Annotated in this window: 13 protein-coding genes; 10 read left to right on the forward strand and 3 right to left on the reverse strand. The window is 67.5% G+C overall.

From position 1 onward, the window contains the following. Window positions 1-100 precede the first annotated feature (100 nt). A complete protein-coding gene (locus tag AC5Y47_RS06545; protein WP_499943097.1) occupies window positions 101-1,480 on the forward strand; it encodes an HNH endonuclease signature motif containing protein in 1,380 nt (459 codons plus the stop codon). Here AC5Y47_RS06545 and AC5Y47_RS06550 read toward each other — a convergent pair. The 3 genes from AC5Y47_RS06550 to AC5Y47_RS06560 all read right to left on the reverse strand — a co-directional run bounded on the left by AC5Y47_RS06550 (window position 1,477) and on the right by AC5Y47_RS06560 (window position 6,178). Continuing rightward, window positions 1,477-3,393: a spermine/spermidine synthase domain-containing protein gene (locus tag AC5Y47_RS06550; RefSeq protein WP_499943098.1), complete on the reverse strand. Its 1,917-nt coding sequence runs from the start codon at window positions 3,391-3,393 to the stop codon at window positions 1,477-1,479. The genes AC5Y47_RS06545 and AC5Y47_RS06550 overlap by 4 nt on opposite strands. A 9-nt stretch (window positions 3,394-3,402) precedes the next feature. Then, a complete protein-coding gene (locus tag AC5Y47_RS06555; protein ID WP_499943099.1) occupies window positions 3,403-5,022 on the reverse strand; it encodes an N-acetylmuramoyl-L-alanine amidase in 1,620 nt (539 codons plus the stop codon). Between the two features lie 124 nt (window positions 5,023-5,146). Further along, a complete protein-coding gene (locus AC5Y47_RS06560) occupies window positions 5,147-6,178 on the reverse strand; it encodes a hypothetical protein (RefSeq protein WP_499943100.1) in 1,032 nt (343 codons plus the stop codon). A 230-nt stretch (window positions 6,179-6,408) separates the two neighbouring features. Between AC5Y47_RS06560 and glf the strand changes: the two genes are divergently transcribed. From glf to fadD32, 9 genes are all read left to right on the forward strand, one after another. Next, window positions 6,409-7,620 (forward strand): UDP-galactopyranose mutase, encoded by a 1,212-nt coding sequence (gene glf, locus AC5Y47_RS06565; protein ID WP_499943101.1) that lies wholly within the window; start codon window positions 6,409-6,411, stop codon window positions 7,618-7,620. Further along, window positions 7,617-9,512: a glycosyltransferase gene (locus AC5Y47_RS06570; protein WP_499943102.1), complete on the forward strand. Its 1,896-nt coding sequence runs from the start codon at window positions 7,617-7,619 to the stop codon at window positions 9,510-9,512. Before glf ends, AC5Y47_RS06570 begins: the two co-directional genes overlap by 4 nt. Further along, window positions 9,505-10,053, forward strand: a complete 549-nt coding sequence (locus tag AC5Y47_RS06575; protein WP_499943103.1) for a phosphatase PAP2 family protein — start codon at window positions 9,505-9,507, stop codon at window positions 10,051-10,053. The genes AC5Y47_RS06570 and AC5Y47_RS06575 overlap by 8 nt, the downstream gene beginning before the upstream one ends. Then, entirely contained in the window at window positions 10,050-10,964 is a 915-nt protein-coding gene (locus AC5Y47_RS06580; protein ID WP_499943104.1) for a decaprenyl-phosphate phosphoribosyltransferase, read from the forward strand. Before AC5Y47_RS06575 ends, AC5Y47_RS06580 begins: the two co-directional genes overlap by 4 nt. Beyond that, window positions 10,951-12,930, forward strand: a complete 1,980-nt coding sequence (gene aftB, locus AC5Y47_RS06585; RefSeq protein ID WP_499943105.1) for a terminal beta-(1->2)-arabinofuranosyltransferase — start codon at window positions 10,951-10,953, stop codon at window positions 12,928-12,930. Before AC5Y47_RS06580 ends, aftB begins: the two co-directional genes overlap by 14 nt. Window positions 12,931-13,276: 346 nt before the next feature. Further along, window positions 13,277-14,311 (forward strand): esterase family protein, encoded by a 1,035-nt coding sequence (locus AC5Y47_RS06590; RefSeq protein WP_499943106.1) that lies wholly within the window; start codon window positions 13,277-13,279, stop codon window positions 14,309-14,311. 132 nt (window positions 14,312-14,443) lie between these two features. Further along, on the forward strand, window positions 14,444-15,343 hold the full coding sequence (locus AC5Y47_RS06595; protein WP_499943173.1) for an esterase family protein: 900 nt from the start codon (window positions 14,444-14,446) through the stop codon (window positions 15,341-15,343). 181 nt (window positions 15,344-15,524) lie between these two features. Next, window positions 15,525-16,538, forward strand: a complete 1,014-nt coding sequence (culp6, locus tag AC5Y47_RS06600) for a carboxylesterase Culp6 (protein WP_499943107.1) — start codon at window positions 15,525-15,527, stop codon at window positions 16,536-16,538. A gap of 290 nt (window positions 16,539-16,828) precedes the next feature. Then, a complete protein-coding gene (fadD32, locus tag AC5Y47_RS06605; RefSeq protein WP_499943108.1) occupies window positions 16,829-18,718 on the forward strand; it encodes a long-chain-fatty-acid--AMP ligase FadD32 in 1,890 nt (629 codons plus the stop codon). The last annotated feature ends 4 nt before the right edge of the window (window positions 18,719-18,722 follow it).

Genomic DNA, 18,722 nt, shown 5'->3' on the forward strand with positions numbered 1-18,722 from the left:
GTCGGGATCCGCATCAGCCCTTATCCACAGTTGAATGTTTGTGCACAGCTTGGTCTTTGGCTTCGCGTGCTTGTCGGTGCCGGTTCGTAAAATCAGCGGTATGCCAGCCAGCACGGACGCGGAGATCGAGGAGGTTCTCGGCGGGCTGGAGGCATTCGCCGATAGGGCGTGTGGGTTGAGTTTCGACCGGCTGGATACGGCCGGGTCGTTGGCGGTGCGGGAACGCCTGCAGCGGGTGGTGCGCAAATTGCGGGTGCCTGGTCATGTGATCGTCAATCAGCTCGTGGAGACCGCGACCAATGAGGAGTGGGGCGGCACGGTGGCAGTGGCGTTGGCCAACCGGTTGCGGATCAGTAAGTCCGAAGCTGACCGCTGTGTGGCCGAGGCCGCCGATCTGGGTCCGCGCCGCGCGTTGACCGGTGAGCCGCTGGAGCCGGTGCTGGCCCACACCGCCGCCGCTGAGCGCCAAGGGTTGATCGGCAGCGAACAGGTTTCGGTGATTCGCAAGTTCTTCAAGAAATTGCCCGAGGCCGTTGATGTGGCCACCCGCGCTGATGCCGAAGCCAAGCTGGTGTTGGTGGCCACCGGGTTTCGCCCCGATGAACTGGCCGAATATGCCCAGGTGCTCAAGGACTGTCTCAAGCCCGACGGCGACTTCGTGCCCGACGAAGCCGACGAGGCCGAGCGGGCCCGCAGCAGACGCGGCATCACCATCGGGCGCCAGCAGTCCGATGGCACGTCCAAGCTCACCGGTCTGATCTCCCCGCAGCTGCGGGCCACCCTGGAGCCGGTGCTGGCCAAACTGGGCGCCCCGGGCATGTGTAACCCCGCAGACGAACACCCGACCGTCGACGGACGCGCCCCGCAGGAAGCGGTGCAGCGCGATGCCCGCAGCGCCGAACAGCGCAACCACGACGGGCTGCTGGCCGCGCTGCGCGCGTTGTTGATGTCGAAGAAGCTGGGTCGCCATCACGGGTTGCCGACCTGCATCGTGATCACCACCACCCTGGCCGAACTCGAAGCCGGCGCCGGGCACGGGCTGACCGCGGGAGGCACCTTGTTGCCGATGGCCGATGTGATCGCCCAAGCCTCGCATGCCTACCAATATTTGGCGGTGTTCGACAAGGACAAAACCAAAGCTCTCTATCACGGCAAACGGATCGCTTCCCCCGAGCAGCGGCTGGTGCTGCTGTCCAAGGAGCGGGGTTGCACCTGCCCGGGCTGCACCGTCAAGGGCTACTGGACCCAGGTCCATCACGTGGAGTCTTGGCTGAAAACACGGCGCACCGTCATCGACGAACTCACTCTGGCCTGCGCACCGCACAACCGGATGGTCGAACGACGCAAATACACCACCCGCAAGACCCGCGGCCGCACCGAATGGATTCCACCCAAAAACCTCGACTATGGCCAACCCCGCATCAACTGCATGCACCACCCCGAAAAACCCGTCCAACCCGACGACGACGAAGAACCCTAGTGGCGCAACGACATCGGCGGAACGCTGCTAGCCGTCAGTGCGGCGGCATCGATGGTGCGGGGACGGTAGGCCAGCCCCGGGAGCCGTGCCGACATGAGCGCTACCGGGTCCTGCCCAACTGGTTGCGACAAGCCGGACAGAAACGCCCACTCGTGCTCGTCGCTACCGAAATACACTACGGTGTCGAACGTTTCGCCGAAGCGCCGCCACGAGGAGCGCAAGGTGTCGTTGCGCCACAGCGTCGGGCAACCCGCCTGACCGACCGCAACGCCGGCGATCTCACGGCACCGCTGCAGGAAGCCGATGTCGTACAGCCGGTTGTGCTGCGCCGGCGCGGTTCGTTCGTCGGGAAGGTCGACTACGACGATGTCGTACAGGTCGGAGGCCTGCTCTACGAAGTCCCAGCCGTCACCGTAGTGCATGGTGACCGCACCGAGTCCCCTTTCCGCTCTATGTAATTCGTCCATCGTGTAGCCGTACGGCAAGTGTTCGGCGCACAGCCGCACCGCTGTGCGGTCGATGTCGACGTGGTCGACGCGGGTGGCCCCGGCGGCCACGGCCAGTTGGCTCACCACGCCCTCACCGGAGCCGATGATCAGTACCCGCTCGACCTTGTCGGCCAGTAGCAACGCCGGGACCAGAAGCGCCTCGTGGTAGACCAGCTGGCTCAGCTCCGTGCTTTGCCGGTCACCGTCGCTGAATAGTGTTATGCCCTGGGCAGTTCGGCCGATAACGAGGTGCTGATAGTCGGTTCGGACGTCGCAGAGCACGTCGGACAATTCCCAATGCCGAGTCAGGCCAGGGCCTAGCGGCTCGACGATCGTCCGTCCGGTCTCCCCGCCCGGCGCGAAATACGTTGGCAGCGGATCGAACCCGTTGAAGCTCACCGACGCGTAGCTGGTCGTGTATGCGCCGGCGTCCTCGATGCGGACGGAATCACCGGGACGCAGCGTGACCGGCAGCGGATAATTTTGATAGAGCACGTCGTCGCCGTCGCAGGTCGGGCCGGCGAGCACGGCGTCCGCCACCGGGTCGCTGTCACGAGGCGTCCGCAGCCGGTAGCGGATGTATTCGTTCTCGGTTTCGGCGAGACCGCCGTAGCGACCGATGTCCAGATAAACCCAACGCCGTCCGTCGGTTCCGGTGCGCACCGACACCACTTCGCACGAGATGGTCCCAGCCGATCCCACGATCACCCGGCCCGGCTCCAGCACGAGATGTGGTGTGCGCGAGCCGAAATAGCTTCGGATGGCCACCGTGATGACATCTGCAATCTCAGAAAGTTCCGGTGCCGTCGCCGCGTACCCAATAGGAAACCCGCCACCCACGTTGATCGTCGTCAGTACGCCGACCGCATCGAAAATGGTTGCCGCACAGCGAATGCCCAACTCCCAGGCAGAAGGCTGGGGCTGCTGCGAACCGACGTGGAAACACACCCCCGCCGCTGTCAGCCCGAGCTCACCCGCACGACGCAGCAGACCGGGAGCCGCCTGTGGCGCACACCCGAACTTGTGGCCGAACGGTGTCACCGATGACGGAAACGCAGGCGCTATCCGGCATTCCACCTCTGCCCCGGGGGCGTGCTCGGCGATGACGGCCAGATCGTGTTCGGAGTCGAAGGCGAAACGCCGCACCCCGCCGGCATATGCGGAGGCCACCGTCGCCGGTTTCTTGACGGTGTTCCCGAACGCCAGCCGCGTGCCGTCGATACCGGCCGCAACACAGGCGTCGACCTCACCGACGGAGGCGACGTCGAACGCCGCGCCCTCGTCGGCCAGCACACGCAGGATGGGCCGAGCCGGGTTCGCCTTGACGGCATAGCGGATCTGGGCGGCGGGCAGTACGTTGCGCAGCGCGCAGAAGTTGCCCCGTACCCGGTCCAGATCGATCGTGAGGTACGGGGTTTCGGGCACCCGGCCAGACTAGTTGGGTGGATGCGCGGGCAGCGAGAAGTGTTCGTCCGGTACGTTCGGACCGCTCGGCGGTTGTGTCGACAGGGGCGTGGTGATCCCGTCGACGACTTCGGTGATGTCGCCGGTGAGCCGCTCGAAGTTGAGCGTTCCGTGCTGGAAGTTCTGGGTGATGCGCAGCGGTTCCTGAATCTCTGCGCTGGTGGGCAACCCGAGCTGGCCGCGTTCGTAACTCTGGGCCGCCCAGGCGTCGTAGATGGCGCCGGTGACCGGCTGCACGCCGGTCGCCTCGGACCAATACATCGCGCCCTTGGCGAACGTGACGAACCGCGATCCGGCGGCACCGTCGTCCTCTGGTGACGTCGGGGCACCCAGCACACTGTTCATGCCACCCATCGCCTGCCAGCGCTGATAGATCGCGCCGCCTTCCAGCGCCTTGATCAGCTCCTCCGGCGGATCGTTGAAATGCGCTGCGAGGTCGCGGATCTCGTCCATCAAGGCATACGCCGCGTTGCCCGGGCAATCGGTGTTGCCGACGTCGCGATGGGTGAAGATGGCCGGCAGCTTGGCCACCGCACCGGCCGGAAACACCGTGTAGGAACCGCCCTCTGACTCCAGTTCCACCGCGCCCTTCGGGTCGACGTCGGCCATCCCCAGCCGCCAGCCCAGCAGGCGGCCCGTGGTGCGCAACTGGATGGGGGTGGGCGCCACGTCGTCGAAGTTGCCGATCATCGCCACACCCCAGGTTTCGCGATTGAATCCGCCGGTGTGGAACCCTTCCACCGGCTTGGTCAGCCCGCCGGCGCTGCCTTCGAATACCTGCCCGTACTTGTCGACCAACGCGTTGTAGGCGATGTCGCACCAGCCCAAGGTCTTGGAGTGGTAGGTGTAGATCGCCTTGACGATGCCGGCCGATTCCAGTGGCGAGTAGTCGTTGCTGCCCGCGGTGTGGTGGACGACGCCGGCCCGGACCGCCCGGTCGTACTGCGGGCTGCCGCAACGCAACGATTCATCGGCGCCCCACTGTGCGCGGCTGATGATGGGCGGGGCCTGCCCCGGCATCGTCACCCCAGCCGGTGGGGTCGGGTGGATTTCGGCCGGGGCCTGCGGTGGCGAGATGAGGATCGCCGAGATGTTCTGCCCGAACGGTTGTTCCCTGCTGGCCGGTCGATAGCCCAATCCGCCCCGGTCGGCGGGTGCGGGCGGCGCCTGTGTCACCGGCGCATCCGTCGGTCTGGTGACCGCGATCTGCACGGCGGTCGTGGTGCCGACGAACACAGGATCGGTACTGCGCGGATCGTCGGGCGCCGCCGGGCCGTTCGGCGCCGCCGTTTGGTACTCCGTCTGATACCACGGTCCCCACGACCCGTCGGACCGCCGGGCGCGGACCCGGGTCGAGGTCCCGGCCAGGTCACCAGTGAAGGCGACCAGCGAGAACGGCGTGGTCTGGGAGAGTTCCCGGACGGTCACACCTCCCCCGAGACCCACCAGGGGCTGCTCGGCGAGCTGGGTGTCGCCGGTCGCCGGCGCCGGACGGGTGTCGTGCGGCTGGCCGATCAACAGCCACGACGCGATGACGACCGTCGCCGCGAACGCGGTGAGCAGCATCGTCGGAGCCCGACCGTGAGGCATCAGCCGATGTTACGTGTGTGTCTGGTGTTTCTTATGAGGCGACACGGCAGTTACGGCAGAAACATGTCGACGACACCGCAGAGGGGACTCTGCGGTGTCGTCAGGTGACAGGTTCTGCGGCGTGCTAGACGGGTGGCGCCTCGGGTACGGCGGCCGTGGCTGCCGCCGGGATGGCTGCGGCCGCGCCGGGTATTGCGGCTACCGCCCCAGGAACCGCGGCCGCCGCCCCGGGCAATGCGGCCGCCGCGCCGGGCAGGGCGGACACGGCACCCGGGACCGCCGCGGCTGCGGCGCCGGGCACGGTGGCAGCTGCGGCGGGGATGCCGGGAACCGCCGGCAGTGCCGGTGTGGCGCCGGCGCCCGCAGCTGCCGGTGCACCCGCGCCACCCTGGACGCCCTGCATGAGCGCCGGCATGATCAGGCCTTTGAGCAGGTCGATGGCCTGGCTGGCGCCCAGCTGGTTGGCCGCCTGCATCAGGTCACTGACCAGGCCGCCGCCTCCGCCGCTGCTTCCCGAGGCCACGGGACTGACCGGCGCCAGCCCGGTGCCGGCTCCGCCCAGGCCAGAGGTGTCACCCAGGATCGGATAGGTGCCGTCGGCGCCCGGGTCCAGACCGACCGGCGCCGAGATCGGAACTTCACCGGTGGCGGCACCGGCGGCCGGGCTCAGGCCGGTGGCCGGGCTGAGACCCGGCGCGACCCCGGTCGGGCTGGTCAGACCCGGGTTGCTCAGAGCCGGGTTGACGCCCGCGCCCCCGGTCGTCGGCGACACGGTGGTGCCAGGCAGTGCCAGCGACCCCGGCGTGCTCGGCGACAGGCCCGGCGTCAGGCTGGTCCCGCCGAGACCAGGACTGGCCAGGCCGGGACTGGTGCCCAGCCCGGCGGTGCCCAGGCCGGTGCTGGGGGAGCTGCTGCCGCCCAGCGCGGGCACCGGCGGCAAGTTGACACCGAACTGCGAAAGCCCCTGCGAGAGCGCGGATATCAGCTCGCCCGGCAGGTCGGCAACGTTAGCTGCCTGCTTGAACTCGTGGTGTTCCACCGGCTTGGTGTCGGCTGTCGATTCGTAGACCAGGAAGTACGCGCACGGACTTGCGACTGCCAGGGCGGCGACCGCGCTCATGGCTGTCGAGAACTTGCGTCGGCGACGGTTCGGCACGGAAGTCTCCTCAATATGTCTTGGCTGCAGGCAGTAAACCCGCACCACCGATGGTACGAGTGGGATTGGTGTGACTGGTGTGGCGATACCGAATCGTGAGGCGAGTGGTTCACAGGTGTGACGTTCGTCGGGCGGCCCGCCGCTTCGTGCTCGCGTACCTGGGAAAACCCGGCCCCGCGCGACCCGCCTAGTCGGGTTTCGGCGCGCAGGTCCGATACCCTAGGCAACCGATGTCCACGCGCTTCGACTCTTCCCCTCGCTATGACCTCTTCGTCGTCGGCTCCGGATTTTTCGGCCTGACGATCGCCGAGCGCGTGGCGACCCAACTCGACAAGCGGGTTCTCGTCGTCGAGCGCCGCCCGCAAATCGGCGGCAACGCCTATTCCGAGCCCGAGCCGCAGACCGGGATCGAAGTGCACAAGTACGGGGCGCACCTGTTCCACACCTCGAACAAGAAGGTGTGGGACTACGTGCGGCAGTTCACCGACTTCACGAACTACCAGCACCGGGTGTTCGCGATGCACAACGGGCAGGCCTACCAGTTCCCGATGGGTCTGGGTCTGGTGTCGCAGTTCTTCGGCCGCTATTTCAGCCCGGAGGAAGCGCGGCAGCTGATCGCCGAGCAGGCATCGGAAATCGAGACCGCCGACGCGCAGAACCTGGAAGAGAAGGCCATCTCGCTGATCGGCCGTCCCCTCTACGAGGCCTTCGTGAAGGGCTACACCGCCAAGCAGTGGCAGACCGACCCCAAAGAACTGCCCGCGGCCAACATCACCCGGCTGCCGGTGCGCTACACCTTCGACAACCGCTACTTCAGCGACACCTACGAAGGCCTGCCCGTCGACGGTTACACCGCCTGGCTGCAGAACATGGCCGCCGACGACCGCATCGAGGTCCGGCTGGACACCGACTGGTTCGACGTCCGCGACGCACTACGCCGGGACAATCCCGAGGCGCCGGTGGTGTACACCGGTCCGCTGGACCGCTACTTCGACTACGCCGAGGGCCGACTGGGCTGGCGCACACTGGATTTCGAACTCGAAGTGCTGCCGATCGGGGATTTCCAGGGCACCCCGGTGATGAACTACAACGACCCCGACGTCCCCTACACCCGCATCCACGAGTTCCGCCATTTCCACACCGAGCGCACTTACCCGACGGACAAGACGGTGATCATGCGCGAGTACTCGAGGTTCGCCGAAGACGACGACGAGCCCTACTACCCGATCAACACCGAGGCCGACCGCGCCCTGTTGGCCGCCTATCGGGCCCGGGCGAAGTCGGAGACCGCGACATCGAAGGTGCTGTTCGGCGGGCGATTGGGCACCTACCAATATCTGGATATGCACATGGCCATAGCCAGCGCTCTGAGCATGTACGACAACGTCGTCGCGCCGCACCTTCGCGACGGCGCGCCGCTAATCGAGGAAACATCTGTATGACCGCCGTCAGTCTGCTGTCCCGCATCCTCCTGCCGCGTCCCGGTGAGCCCCTCGACGTGCGCAAGCTGTATCTGGAGGAATCGACCACCAACGCACGTCGCGCCCACGCCACCAGCCGCACGTCGTTGCAGATCGGCGCGGAGTCCGAGGTGTCGTTCGCGACCTATTTCAACGCGTTCCCGGCCAGCTACTGGCGGCGCTGGTCCATCTGTACCTCGGTGGTGCTGCGGGTCGAGCTGACCGGAGCCGGACGCGTCGACGTCTACCGGACCAAGGCCACCGGCGCACGCATCTACATCGAGGGCCACCCCTTCGGCGGCACCGAGGACGCCCCCGCGGTTTTGGAGATCGAGGTCGCGCTCAAGCCGTTCGAGGACGGCGGCTGGATCTGGTTCGACATCACCACCGACACCGCGGTCACGCTGCGCAGCGGTGGCTGGTACGCGGCCGTGCCCGCGCCGGGAACCGCCAACGTCGCGGTCGGGATCCCGACCTTCAACCGGCCCGCCGACTGCGCCAACGCGCTGCGCGACCTCACCGCCGACCCGTTGGTCGACGAGGTGATCGGCGCGGTGATCGTGCCCGACCAGGGCACCCGCAAGGTGCGTGACCACCCGGACTTCCCGGCCGCGGCCGAGCGGCTGGGCAACCGGCTGTCGATTCACGACCAGCCCAACCTCGGTGGCTCCGGCGGCTACAGCCGGGTGATGTACGAGGCGCTGAAAAACACCGACTGCCAACAGATCCTGTTCATGGACGACGACATCCGCATCGAGCCGGACTCGATCCTGCGGGTGCTGGCGATGAGCCGGTTCGCCAAGACCCCGATGCTGGTCGGCGGGCAGATGCTGAACTTGCAGGAGCCGTCGCACCTGCACATCATGGGCGAGGTCGTCGACCAGTCGAATTTCATGTGGACCGCCGCCCCGCACGCCGAATACGACCACGACTTCGCCGAGTACCCGCTCAACGACAGCGAGGACAAGAGCAAGCTGCTGCACCGGCGCATCGACGTCAACTACAACGGCTGGTGGACGTGCATGATCCCGCGCCAGGTCGCCGAGGACCTGGGCCAGCCGCTGCCGCTGTTCATCAAGTGGGACGACGCGGACTACGGGCTGCGTGCCGCCGAGCACGGCTACCCGACCGTCACGCTGCCCGGCGCGGCGATCTGGCACATGGCGTGGAGCGACAAGGACGACGCCATCGACTGGCAGGCCTACTTCCACCTGCGCAACCGGCTGGTGGTGGCGGCCATGCACTGGGACGGTGACGTCTCCGGCCTTGTCCGCAGCCACCTCAAGGCGACGCTCAAACACCTTGCCTGCCTTGAATATTCGACGGTGGCGATTCAGAACCGGGCGATCGACGACTTCCTGGCCGGCCCGGAGCACATCTTCTCCATCCTGGAATCCGCCCTGCCGGAGGTCCATCGGCTGCGCAAGGAGTACCCGGACGCGGTGGTGCTGCCGGCCGCCAGCGAGCTGCCCCCACCGGCACACCAGAGCAAAGCCATGAAGCCGCCGGTGAATCCGGTGACGATCAGCTACCGGCTGGCGCGCGGAATCCTGCACAACCTCAAGGCCGCCGATCCCGCGGCCCATCAGCGGCCCGAGTACAACGTGCCGACCCAGGACGCGCGCTGGTTCCGGTTGTGCACGGTCGACGGCGTCACGGTCACCACCGCCGACGGCTGTGGTGTGGTCTACCGGCAGCGCGACCGGGCCAAGATGTTCGCGCTGCTGGCGCAGTCGTTGCGCCGCCAGCGCCAGCTGGCACGCCGGTTCGACGAGATGCGCCGGCTGTACCGCGAGTCGCTGCCGGTGCTGTCCAGCAAGCAGAAGTGGGAGTCGGTGCTGCTACCGGCCGACGCGGCAGCGCGTCATGGCTGAAGCCGTCCCGTCGGGGGAGCCGCCGTCGGGGGAGATCGCGGCGATGGTGGCCGTCCAGTCCGCGCTGGCAGATCGGCCGGGTGCGCTGAGCGCGGCGCGTGCGCTGTCGCACTTCGGCGAGCACAGCATCGGCTGGCTGATCGTGTCGCTGGTGGGCGCGATCCTGTCGCCGGCCCGCCGCCGCGACTGGGTCGTGGCCGGGGCCGGCGCGTTCGCGGCGCACGCCGCGGCGGTCGTGGTCAAGCGGGTGGTGCGACGCACCCGTCCCAAACATCCCGCCGTCGCGGTCAACGTCGGCACCCCCAGCCGGCTCAGTTTCCCCTCCGCGCACGCCACGTCGACGACGGCCGCGGCGCTGCTGCTGCGCCGCGCTACCGGGCTGCCGCTGCCGGCGGCACTGATTCCGCCCATGGCGCTGTCCCGGATACTGCTGGGCGTGCACTATCCCAGCGACGTGGTGGCCGGTGTGGCTCTGGGCGCCGGGGTCGCCGCGGCAACCGTGCGGGTGGACAGCACGGTTCGACAAAGGTGGCTGCGATGAGCGAAGACCTGGCCGAGAAGACCGGACCGCCCGGCAACCTGGTCACCGGTGTGATCAAGGCGATCCGGCCGCGGCAGTGGGTGAAGAACGTATTGGTGCTGGCCGCGCCGTTGGCCGCCGCGGGCCGGGGTCAGCGTTACGACTGGCTGGACATGGCGACCAAGGTCGGCGTGGCCTTCGCGGTGTTCAGCCTGGCGGCCTCGGCGGTCTATCTGGTCAACGACGCGCGCGACGTCGAGGCCGACCGCGAACACCCGACCAAGCGGTTCCGGCCGATCGCGGCCGGGGTGGTGCCCGAATGGCTGGCCTACACCCTGGCGGTGGTCCTGGGTGTCGTCTCGCTCGGTATTTCGTACTGGCTGACGCCGAACCTGGCGGTCGTCATGGCGGTCTACCTCGTCATGCAGATGGGGTATTGCTTCGGCCTCAAGCACCAAGCGGTGATCGACGTCTGCATCGTGTCGTCGGCGTATCTGATCCGCGCCATCGCCGGCGGCGCGGCCACCGACACCCACCTGTCCCAATGGTTCCTGCTGACGGCCGCCTTCGGATCGCTGTTCATGGTGGCCGGCAAGCGCTACGCCGAGCTGCAGCTGGCCGAACGCACCGGGGCTCAGATCCGCAAGTCGCTGGAAAGCTACACCAGCACCTACCTGCGATTCGTCTGGACAATGTCGGCCACCGCGGTGGTGCTGTGCTACGGGCTGTGGGCGTTCGAGCGCGACGGCGCCAAAGGGTCGTGGTACGCGGTGTCGATGATCCCGTTCACCATCGCGATCCTGCGTTACGCCGTGGACGTCGACGGCGGGCTGGCCGGAGAGCCCGAGGACATCGCGCTGCGCGACCGGGTGCTGCAACTGCTGGCGCTGGCGTGGATCGCAACAGTGGGTGCTGCTGTTGCTTTCGGCTAGCGAACGGTTCCGCGCGCTCCAGCAGGCTGCGCTGGCTCGCCGGCCGGCGGTCCGGCGCGTCAAGTGGCCCGCCTTTCCCTACACCGTCATGGTCCGGGTCAGCCTGTGGATCAGCGTGGCGGTGGTCGCGGTGCTGTTCGGCTGGGGGGCCTGGCAACGACGCTGGATCGCCGACGACGGACTGATCGTGCTGCGCACGGTGCGGAATCTGTTGGCCGGCAACGGGCCGGTGTTCAACATGGGCGAACGCGTCGAGGCCAACACCTCGACGGTCTGGACCTATCTGCTGTACGTCATCAGCTGGCTGGGCGAGCCGGTCCGCCTGGAGTACGTCGCGCTGGCCGCGGCGCTGACGCTGTCGGTGCTCGGCGTCGTCCTGCTGATGTTGGGCACGGCGCGGTTGTATGCACCGAGCCTGCGGGGCCGGCGGGCGATCATGCTGCCCGCCGGGGCGCTCGTCTACATCGCGCTGCCGCCGGCCCGCGACTTCGCCACCTCGGGTCTGGAGAACGGGCTGGTACTGGCCTATCTGGGTTTGCTGTGGTGGATGATGGTCTGCTGGGCGCAGCCGCTGCGGGTCCGCCCCCAGGCCTGGGCCTTCATCCTCGCGCTGGCCTTCGTCGCCGGATGCAGCGTGCTGGTCCGGCCGGAATTGGCGCTGATCGGCGGGGTGGCGCTGATCATGTTGCTGATCGCGGCGCGCAATTGGCGCGACCGGGCGCTGATCGTGGCGGCGGGTGGTCTGCTGCCGGTCGGCTACCAGATCTTTCGGATGGGCTACTACGGATTGCTGGTGCCCAGTACCGCCCTGGCCAAGGACGCCGCCGGCGACAAGTTGTCCCAGGGCTTGATCTACCTGGCCAACTTCAACCAGCCCTATCTGCTCTGGCTTCCGCTGGTGCTGCTGGTCCCGCTGGGAGTCATCCTGATGCTGGCGCGGCGGCGGCGGTCGTTCATCCGGCCCGCGCTGGCGCCCGACTACGGCCGGATAGCCAGGTCGGTGCAGAGTCCGGCGGCCGTGGTGATCTTCATGGTCGTCAGCGGCCTGCTGCAGGGGTTCTACTGGATCCGCCAAGGCGGTGACTTCATGCACGCCCGGGTACTGCTGACACCGGTGTTCTGTTTGCTGGCACCCGTAGCGGTGATCCCGGTGATGATCCCCGACGGCAAGGATTTCAGCCGGGAGACCGGTTACTGGCTGGCCGGCGCGGTCAGCGCGCTGTGGCTGGGGGTGGCCGGATGGTCGCTGTGGGCGGCGAACTCCCCCGGAATGGGTGACGACGCCACCCACGTCACGTACTCCGGAATCGTCGACGAGCGGCGCTTCTACGCCCAGGCAACCGGGCGCGCGCATCCGCTGACCGCGGCCGACTACCTGGATTACCCGCGGATGGCCGCCGTGCTGGTCGCGCTCGACAACACCCCGGGAGGCGCGTTGCTGTTGCCGTCGGGCAACTACACCCGATGGGATCTGGTGCCGATGATCCCGCCGGGCAGCGCCCCTGGCATCCCGGCAGACCAAAAGCCGCAGCACGCGGTGTTTTTCACCAACCTCGGGATGCTGGGCATGAACGTCGGCCTGGACGTCCGGGTGATCGACCAGATCGGGCTGGCGAACCCGTTGGCCGCGCACACCGAACGGCTCAAGCACGGCCGGATCGGCCACGACAAGAATCTGTTCCCCGACTGGGTGGTGGCCGACGGGCCGTGGGTGAAGTGGCCGCCGGGCATCCCGGGCTACCTCGACCCCCAGTGGGTGGCTGAAGCCGAAGCGGCGCTGCGCTGCCCGGAGACCCAGGCTGTGCTGAACTCGGTACGTGCCCCGATGAGCGTGCGCCGCTTCGTGTCCAACGTGCTGCACGCCTACGAGTTCACCCAGTACCGCATCGACCGGATCCCGCGCAACGCGCTGATCAAGTGCGGACTCGAGGTGCCGCACGTACCGGCCGCGCCTCCTCGTGAGTGACGCGATCGCCAAGATTTTTTTCCCGATTTCCGTGCCGCGGGGCCCACGACCGCGGTTCCGACTCTGATAGCAAACTGTCATTTCAGCCGTCACCAGCGGCCACCCGATGACGGGCACATGCGGAAACGCCGATCTCGGATGCGTTTTCAACGTTGTCGATCACACCGAAACCGCGCCGATGGAGGCGCCCAGCGACTCCCTGGAGGAGAGCCGGTGCCGGAAGATGTGGTTGACTACAGAAGCACTGCAGCGCCGCGTGCGTGCAGTCTGACCCAATTCGGGACGCGCCCCCAAGCAAGACGATGCATTAAGGACGCGCACAAGGATGAGGATGAGGAAGCAAGGAATGAAGCTTGTTGACAGGTTTCGTGGCGCCGTGACGGGTATGCCGCGCCGACTCGCTGTGGGAGCCGTGGGTGCGGCCCTGCTCGCGAGCCTGGTCGGTTTCGTCGGCGGCTCGGCGACCGCGAGTGCGTTCTCGCGTCCGGGCCTCCCGGTGGAGTACCTGCAGGTGCCTTCGGCGGCAATGGGCCGCGAGATCAAGGTCCAGTTCCAGAGCGGTGGCGCCAACGCGCCGGCCCTGTACCTGCTCGACGGCATGCGCGCTCAGGAGGACTTCAACGGCTGGGACATCAACACCCCGGCATTCGAGTGGTACCTGCAGTCGGGTCTGGCTGTGGTCATGCCGGTCGGCGGGCAGTCCAGCTTTTACAGCGACTGGTACAAGCCGGCCTGCGGTAAGGCGGGCTGCACCACCTACAAGTGGGAGACCTTCCTGACCAACGAGCTGCCCGCGTACCTGGCCGCCAACAAGTCGGTCAAGCCGACCGGTAGCGCCGCGGTGGGTCTGTCGATGGCCGGCTCGTCCGCGCTGATCCTGGCCGCTTACCACCCCAGCCAGTTCATCTACGCCGGCTCGCTGTCGGCGCTGCTGGACCCGTCGCAGGGGATGGGCCCGTCGCTGATCGGTCTGGCCATGGGCGACGCCGGTGGCTACAAGAAGGACGACATGTGGGGTCCGACGAGCGACCCGGCGTGGGCCCGCAACGACCCGACGCTGCAGGTCGGCCAGCTGGTCGCCAACAACACCCGCATCTGGATCTACTGCGGTAACGGCAAGCCGTCCGAGCTGGGTGGCGACAACCTGCCCGCCAAGTTCCTCGAGGGCTTCGTTCGGGACAGCAACATCAAGTTCCAGAACGCCTACAACGCGGCCGGTGGCCACAACGCGGTGTTCAACTTCGACGCCAACGGCACGCACGACTGGCCGTACTGGGGTGCGCAGCTGAACGCGATGAAGGGTGACATCCAGTCCACGCTGGGTGCGACCCCCGGCGCCGGCCCGGCCACCGCGGCCACGGCTCCGACCGCGGGCACCTAAACCCGCGCCAGGCAACACGCAACTGACGGCGGCGACCTATGGGTCGCCGCCGTTGGTTGTTAGCGCCCCTTTATCCCGTCGATACCGGTGTGGTTAGCTACCTTCCGGTAGGTGGACACGGTGGAGGTGGACATGAGGGGTCTGTCGTTGCTGCTACGGCTGCTCGGCGTCGCGGTGCTGTCGATCACGTTCGGTGTGGTGGCGGGGACGTGTCCGGGTGCAGCGAAGGCAGCCCCGTACGAGACCCTGATGGTGCCGTCGGCGGCAATGGGCCGAGACATCCCGGTGGCCTTCCTGGCGGGTGGACCGCACGCGGTGTACCTGCTGGACGCGGCCGACGCCAACCCCGATGTCAGCAACTGGGTCACCGCCGGCAACGCGTTCAACACCCTGGCCGGCAAGGGCATCTCGGTGGCCGCCCCGGCCGGGGGCGCCTTCAGCATGTACACCAACTGGGAGCAGGACGGCAGCAAGCAGTGGGACACATTCCTTTCCAGTGAGCTGCCGGATTGGCTGGCCGCCAACAAAGGTCTGGCGCCGGGCGGACACGGCGTAGTCGGCGCCTCTCAGGGCGGGTACGGCGCGATGGCGCTGGCGACCTTCCATCCCGACAGGTTCGGTTTCGCCGGCTCGCTGTCCGGGTTCCTCTACCCGTCGGAAACCTTCAGCAACGGCGCAATTCTGGCCGGTTTGCAGCAGTTCGGCGGCGTGGACGGCAACGGCATGTGGGGAGCCCCACAGCTGGGTCGCTGGAAGTGGCATGACCCGTGGGTGCACGAGGCGCTGCTCGCCGCGAACAACACCCGCGTCTGGGTGTGGAGCCCGACCAGCGGCGGTGCCAGCAACCCCGCTGCGATGCTCGGCACTCCGGACACCGCAATGGGCAACAGCCGCTCGTTCTACCAGCACTACCGCGAAGTCGGCGGGCACAACGGGCACTTCGACTTCCCGGGCGGCGGCGACAACGGCTGGGGTTCGTGGGCGGCGCAGCTGGGCGCGATGTCCGGCGACATCGTCGGCGCGATTCGCTAGTAGCCGGGTGCAGCGGGTCGCCACGCTGGTGTGAGCGGCGTGGCCGGGTGCAGCGGGTCGCCACGATCTGACTGAGCCTGCGGGCCGGTACCGTGTAAAGGCGGGTGCGGGTAGGGCGCGACGGTGCGCATGCCCCGGACAGCACTCGCCCTCCCGTACCGGACTCTGTTAGCAGGAGAACATGGCCAACACTGCCCGCCAGCGCCGACACAAGCGCCTCGCCTGGTTGGCGGCCGCCTCCATGGCCCTGGTCGTGGCCATGGTCATCGCCGCCGGGGTGATGATGCTGCGCCATCGCGACGTGCCGCCCAGCGCGGTGCCCCCGGGCGTGCTGCCGACCGGGCCGACGACCTCGTCGCAGCACAAGAAGCCGCGTCCGGCTAGCCAGGACGCCTCCTGTCCCGACGTGCAGTTGGTGTCCGTGCCGGGCACCTGGGAGTCCTCGCCGACCGAGGACCCGTTCAACCCCACGTTGCACCCGCTGGCGTTGCTGCTCAAGGTGACCGGGCCGATCAGCCAGCAGTTCCCCGCGAGCCGGGTTCAGACCTACACCGTTCCGTACACGGCGGAGTTTCAACGACCGCTGTCCGGCGACACCCAGATGAAGTACGACGACAGCCGCGCCGAAGGCACCCGCGCCACGGTCAAGGCGATCACCGACATGAACAACCGGTGCCCGCTGACCAGCTACGTGATCATCGGCTTCTCGCAGGGCGCGGTGATCGCCGGTGACATCGCCAACAACATCGGCAACGGTCAGGGTCCCGTCGACGAGGATCTGGTTCTCGGTGTGACGTTGATCGCCGACGGTCGCCGACAAGGTGAGGTTGGTAACAACATTCCGCCCACGCCGCCGGGGGTGGGTGCTGAGGTCACCCTGCACGAGGTGCCGGTGCTGGCCACTCTGGGCTTGACGATGACCGGCCCACGGCCGGGCGGGTTCGGCGCGCTCAACGGTCGCACCAACGAGATCTGCGCCGAGGGCGACCTGATCTGCGCCGCGCCGAAGGAAGCGTTCAGCCCGGCCAACCTTCCGACCACGCTGAATACGCTGGCCGGGGGGGCGGGGCACCCCATCCACGCGCTGTACGCGACGACCGATTTCTGGAGTTCGGACGGGCAGTCGGCCACCCAGTGGACGTTGAACTGGGCGCAGGGCGTACTGGACAAGGCGCCGCATCCCAAGCACGGGTGAGCGGTGTGCCGACAAGGCAGTTAGACACACTCCGTAGCGCGGCGGTAGCGAGCGGGATCAGGCGTACCTTGTGATTTGGTGCGCCGCTACGCGCCCCTTAACATTAAGAGAAAACTAAGAGCATGTGGTTGACCCGGTTGGGTCGAGGTTGGCAGCGACAGACCCCGGCGGGGTGCGGGTCGCGGTCATATCGCGCGCAGATTTTCGACGTCGGCGCCCGCTAGCCCGTATTGGAGTACCCGCCGCAAAGCCGGTGACACAGAGAGTTCGTGACAGGAGAGCTTGAGAAAATGGCTTACCACAACCCGTTCGTCGTGAACGGCAAGATCAGGTTCCCGGCTAACACCAATCTGGTCAAACACGTCGAGAAGTGGGCGAAGGTGCGCGGCGACAAACTCGCGTACCGGTTCCTGGACTACTCCACCGAACGCGACGGTGTCGAACGCGACATCCTCTGGTCGGAGTTCAGCGCCCGCAACCGCGCCGTCGGTGCCCGGCTGCAACAGGTCACCCAACCCGGTGACCGCATCGCCATCCTGTGCCCGCAGAACTTGGACTACCTCGTTTCGTTCTTCGGTGCGCTGTACTCCGGGCGGATCGCGGTGCCGCTGTTCGACCCGGCCGAGCCCGGTCACGTCGGCCGGTTGCACGCCGTGCTCGACGACTGCACTCCGTCGACGATCCTGACCACCACCGAATCGGCCGAGGGGGTGCGCAAGTTCATCCGCGCCCGCGCGGCCAAGGAACGGCCACGTGTCATCGCCGTGGATGCGGTGCCGACCGAAGTCGGCGCGACCTGGCAGGAAACCGATGCCAACGAGGACACCATCGCCTATCTGCAGTACACCTCCGGCTCCACCCGCACCCCGACCGGTGTGCAGATCACCCACCTGAACCTGCCCACCAACGTGCTGCAGACGCTGGTTGCGCTGCAGGGCGAGGAAGGCGACCGCGGCCTGAGCTGGCTGCCGTTCTTCCACGACATGGGCCTGATCACCGCACTGTGCGCGCCGGTGCTGGGCCAGAGCTTCACGTTCATGACGCCGGCCGCGTTCGTGCGCCGTCCCGGGCGCTGGATCCGTGAGCTGGCCCGCAAACCCGGCGAGACCGGCGGGGTGTTCTCGGCCGCACCGAACTTCGCGTTCGAGCATGCCGCGGTGCGGGGAGTGCCCAAGGAGGGCGAGCCGCCGCTGGATCTGAGCAACGTCAAGGCAATTCTGAACGGCAGCGAACCGGTTTCACCGGCGTCGATGCGCAAGTTCTACGACGCGTTCCGTCCCTACGGTTTCCCGGAGACGGCGGTCAAACCCTCCTACGGGCTGGCCGAGGCGACCCTGTTCGTCTCTACCACCCCCCACGACGAGCCGCCGAGGATCATCCACGTCGACCGTGAGGAACTGAACAACCAGCGCTTCGTGGAGGTGGCCCCGGACGCGCCGAACGCCGTCGCCCAGGTCTCGGCGGGCAAGATCGGCGTCGACGAGTGGGCGGTCATCGTCGACGTGGACACGGCCAGCGAGCTGCCCGACGGGCAGGTCGGCGAGATCTGGTTGCACGGTCAGAACCTGGGCGTCGGCTACTGGAACAAGGAAGCCGAGACCACGGAGACCTTCAAGAACATCTTGAAGTCCCGCGTGCCCCAGTCGCACGCCGAGGGTGCCGCGGACGACGGGCTCTGGGTACGCACCGGCGACTACGGCACCTACCACGACGGGCATCTCTATATCGCGGGCCGGATCAAGGACCTGGTCATCATCGACGGCCGCAACCACTACCCGCAGGACCTCGAGTACTCGGCGCAGGAAGCCAGCAAGGCGTTACGGACCGGATATGTGGCGGCCTTCTCCGTCCCGGCCAACCAGTTGCCGCAGCAGGTTTTCGACGACCCGCACACCGGTCTGAGCGCCGACCCCGACGACACCTCCGAGCAACTGGTGATCGTCGCCGAGCGCGCAGCCGGTACGCACAAGCTCGAGTACCAACCGATCGCCGACGACATCCGGGCGGCCATCGCCGTGCGGCACGGCGTGACCGTGCGCGACCTGTTGCTGGTGTCGGCGGGGACGATTCCGCGTACTTCGAGTGGCAAGATCGGGCGCCGCGCGTGCCGGACGGCCTACCTGGACGGCAGCCTGCGCAGCGGCGTCGGGTCTCCGACGGCCTTCGCCACCAACGACTGAAACG

The organism is Mycobacterium sp. NGS22 (assembly GCF_059813095.1).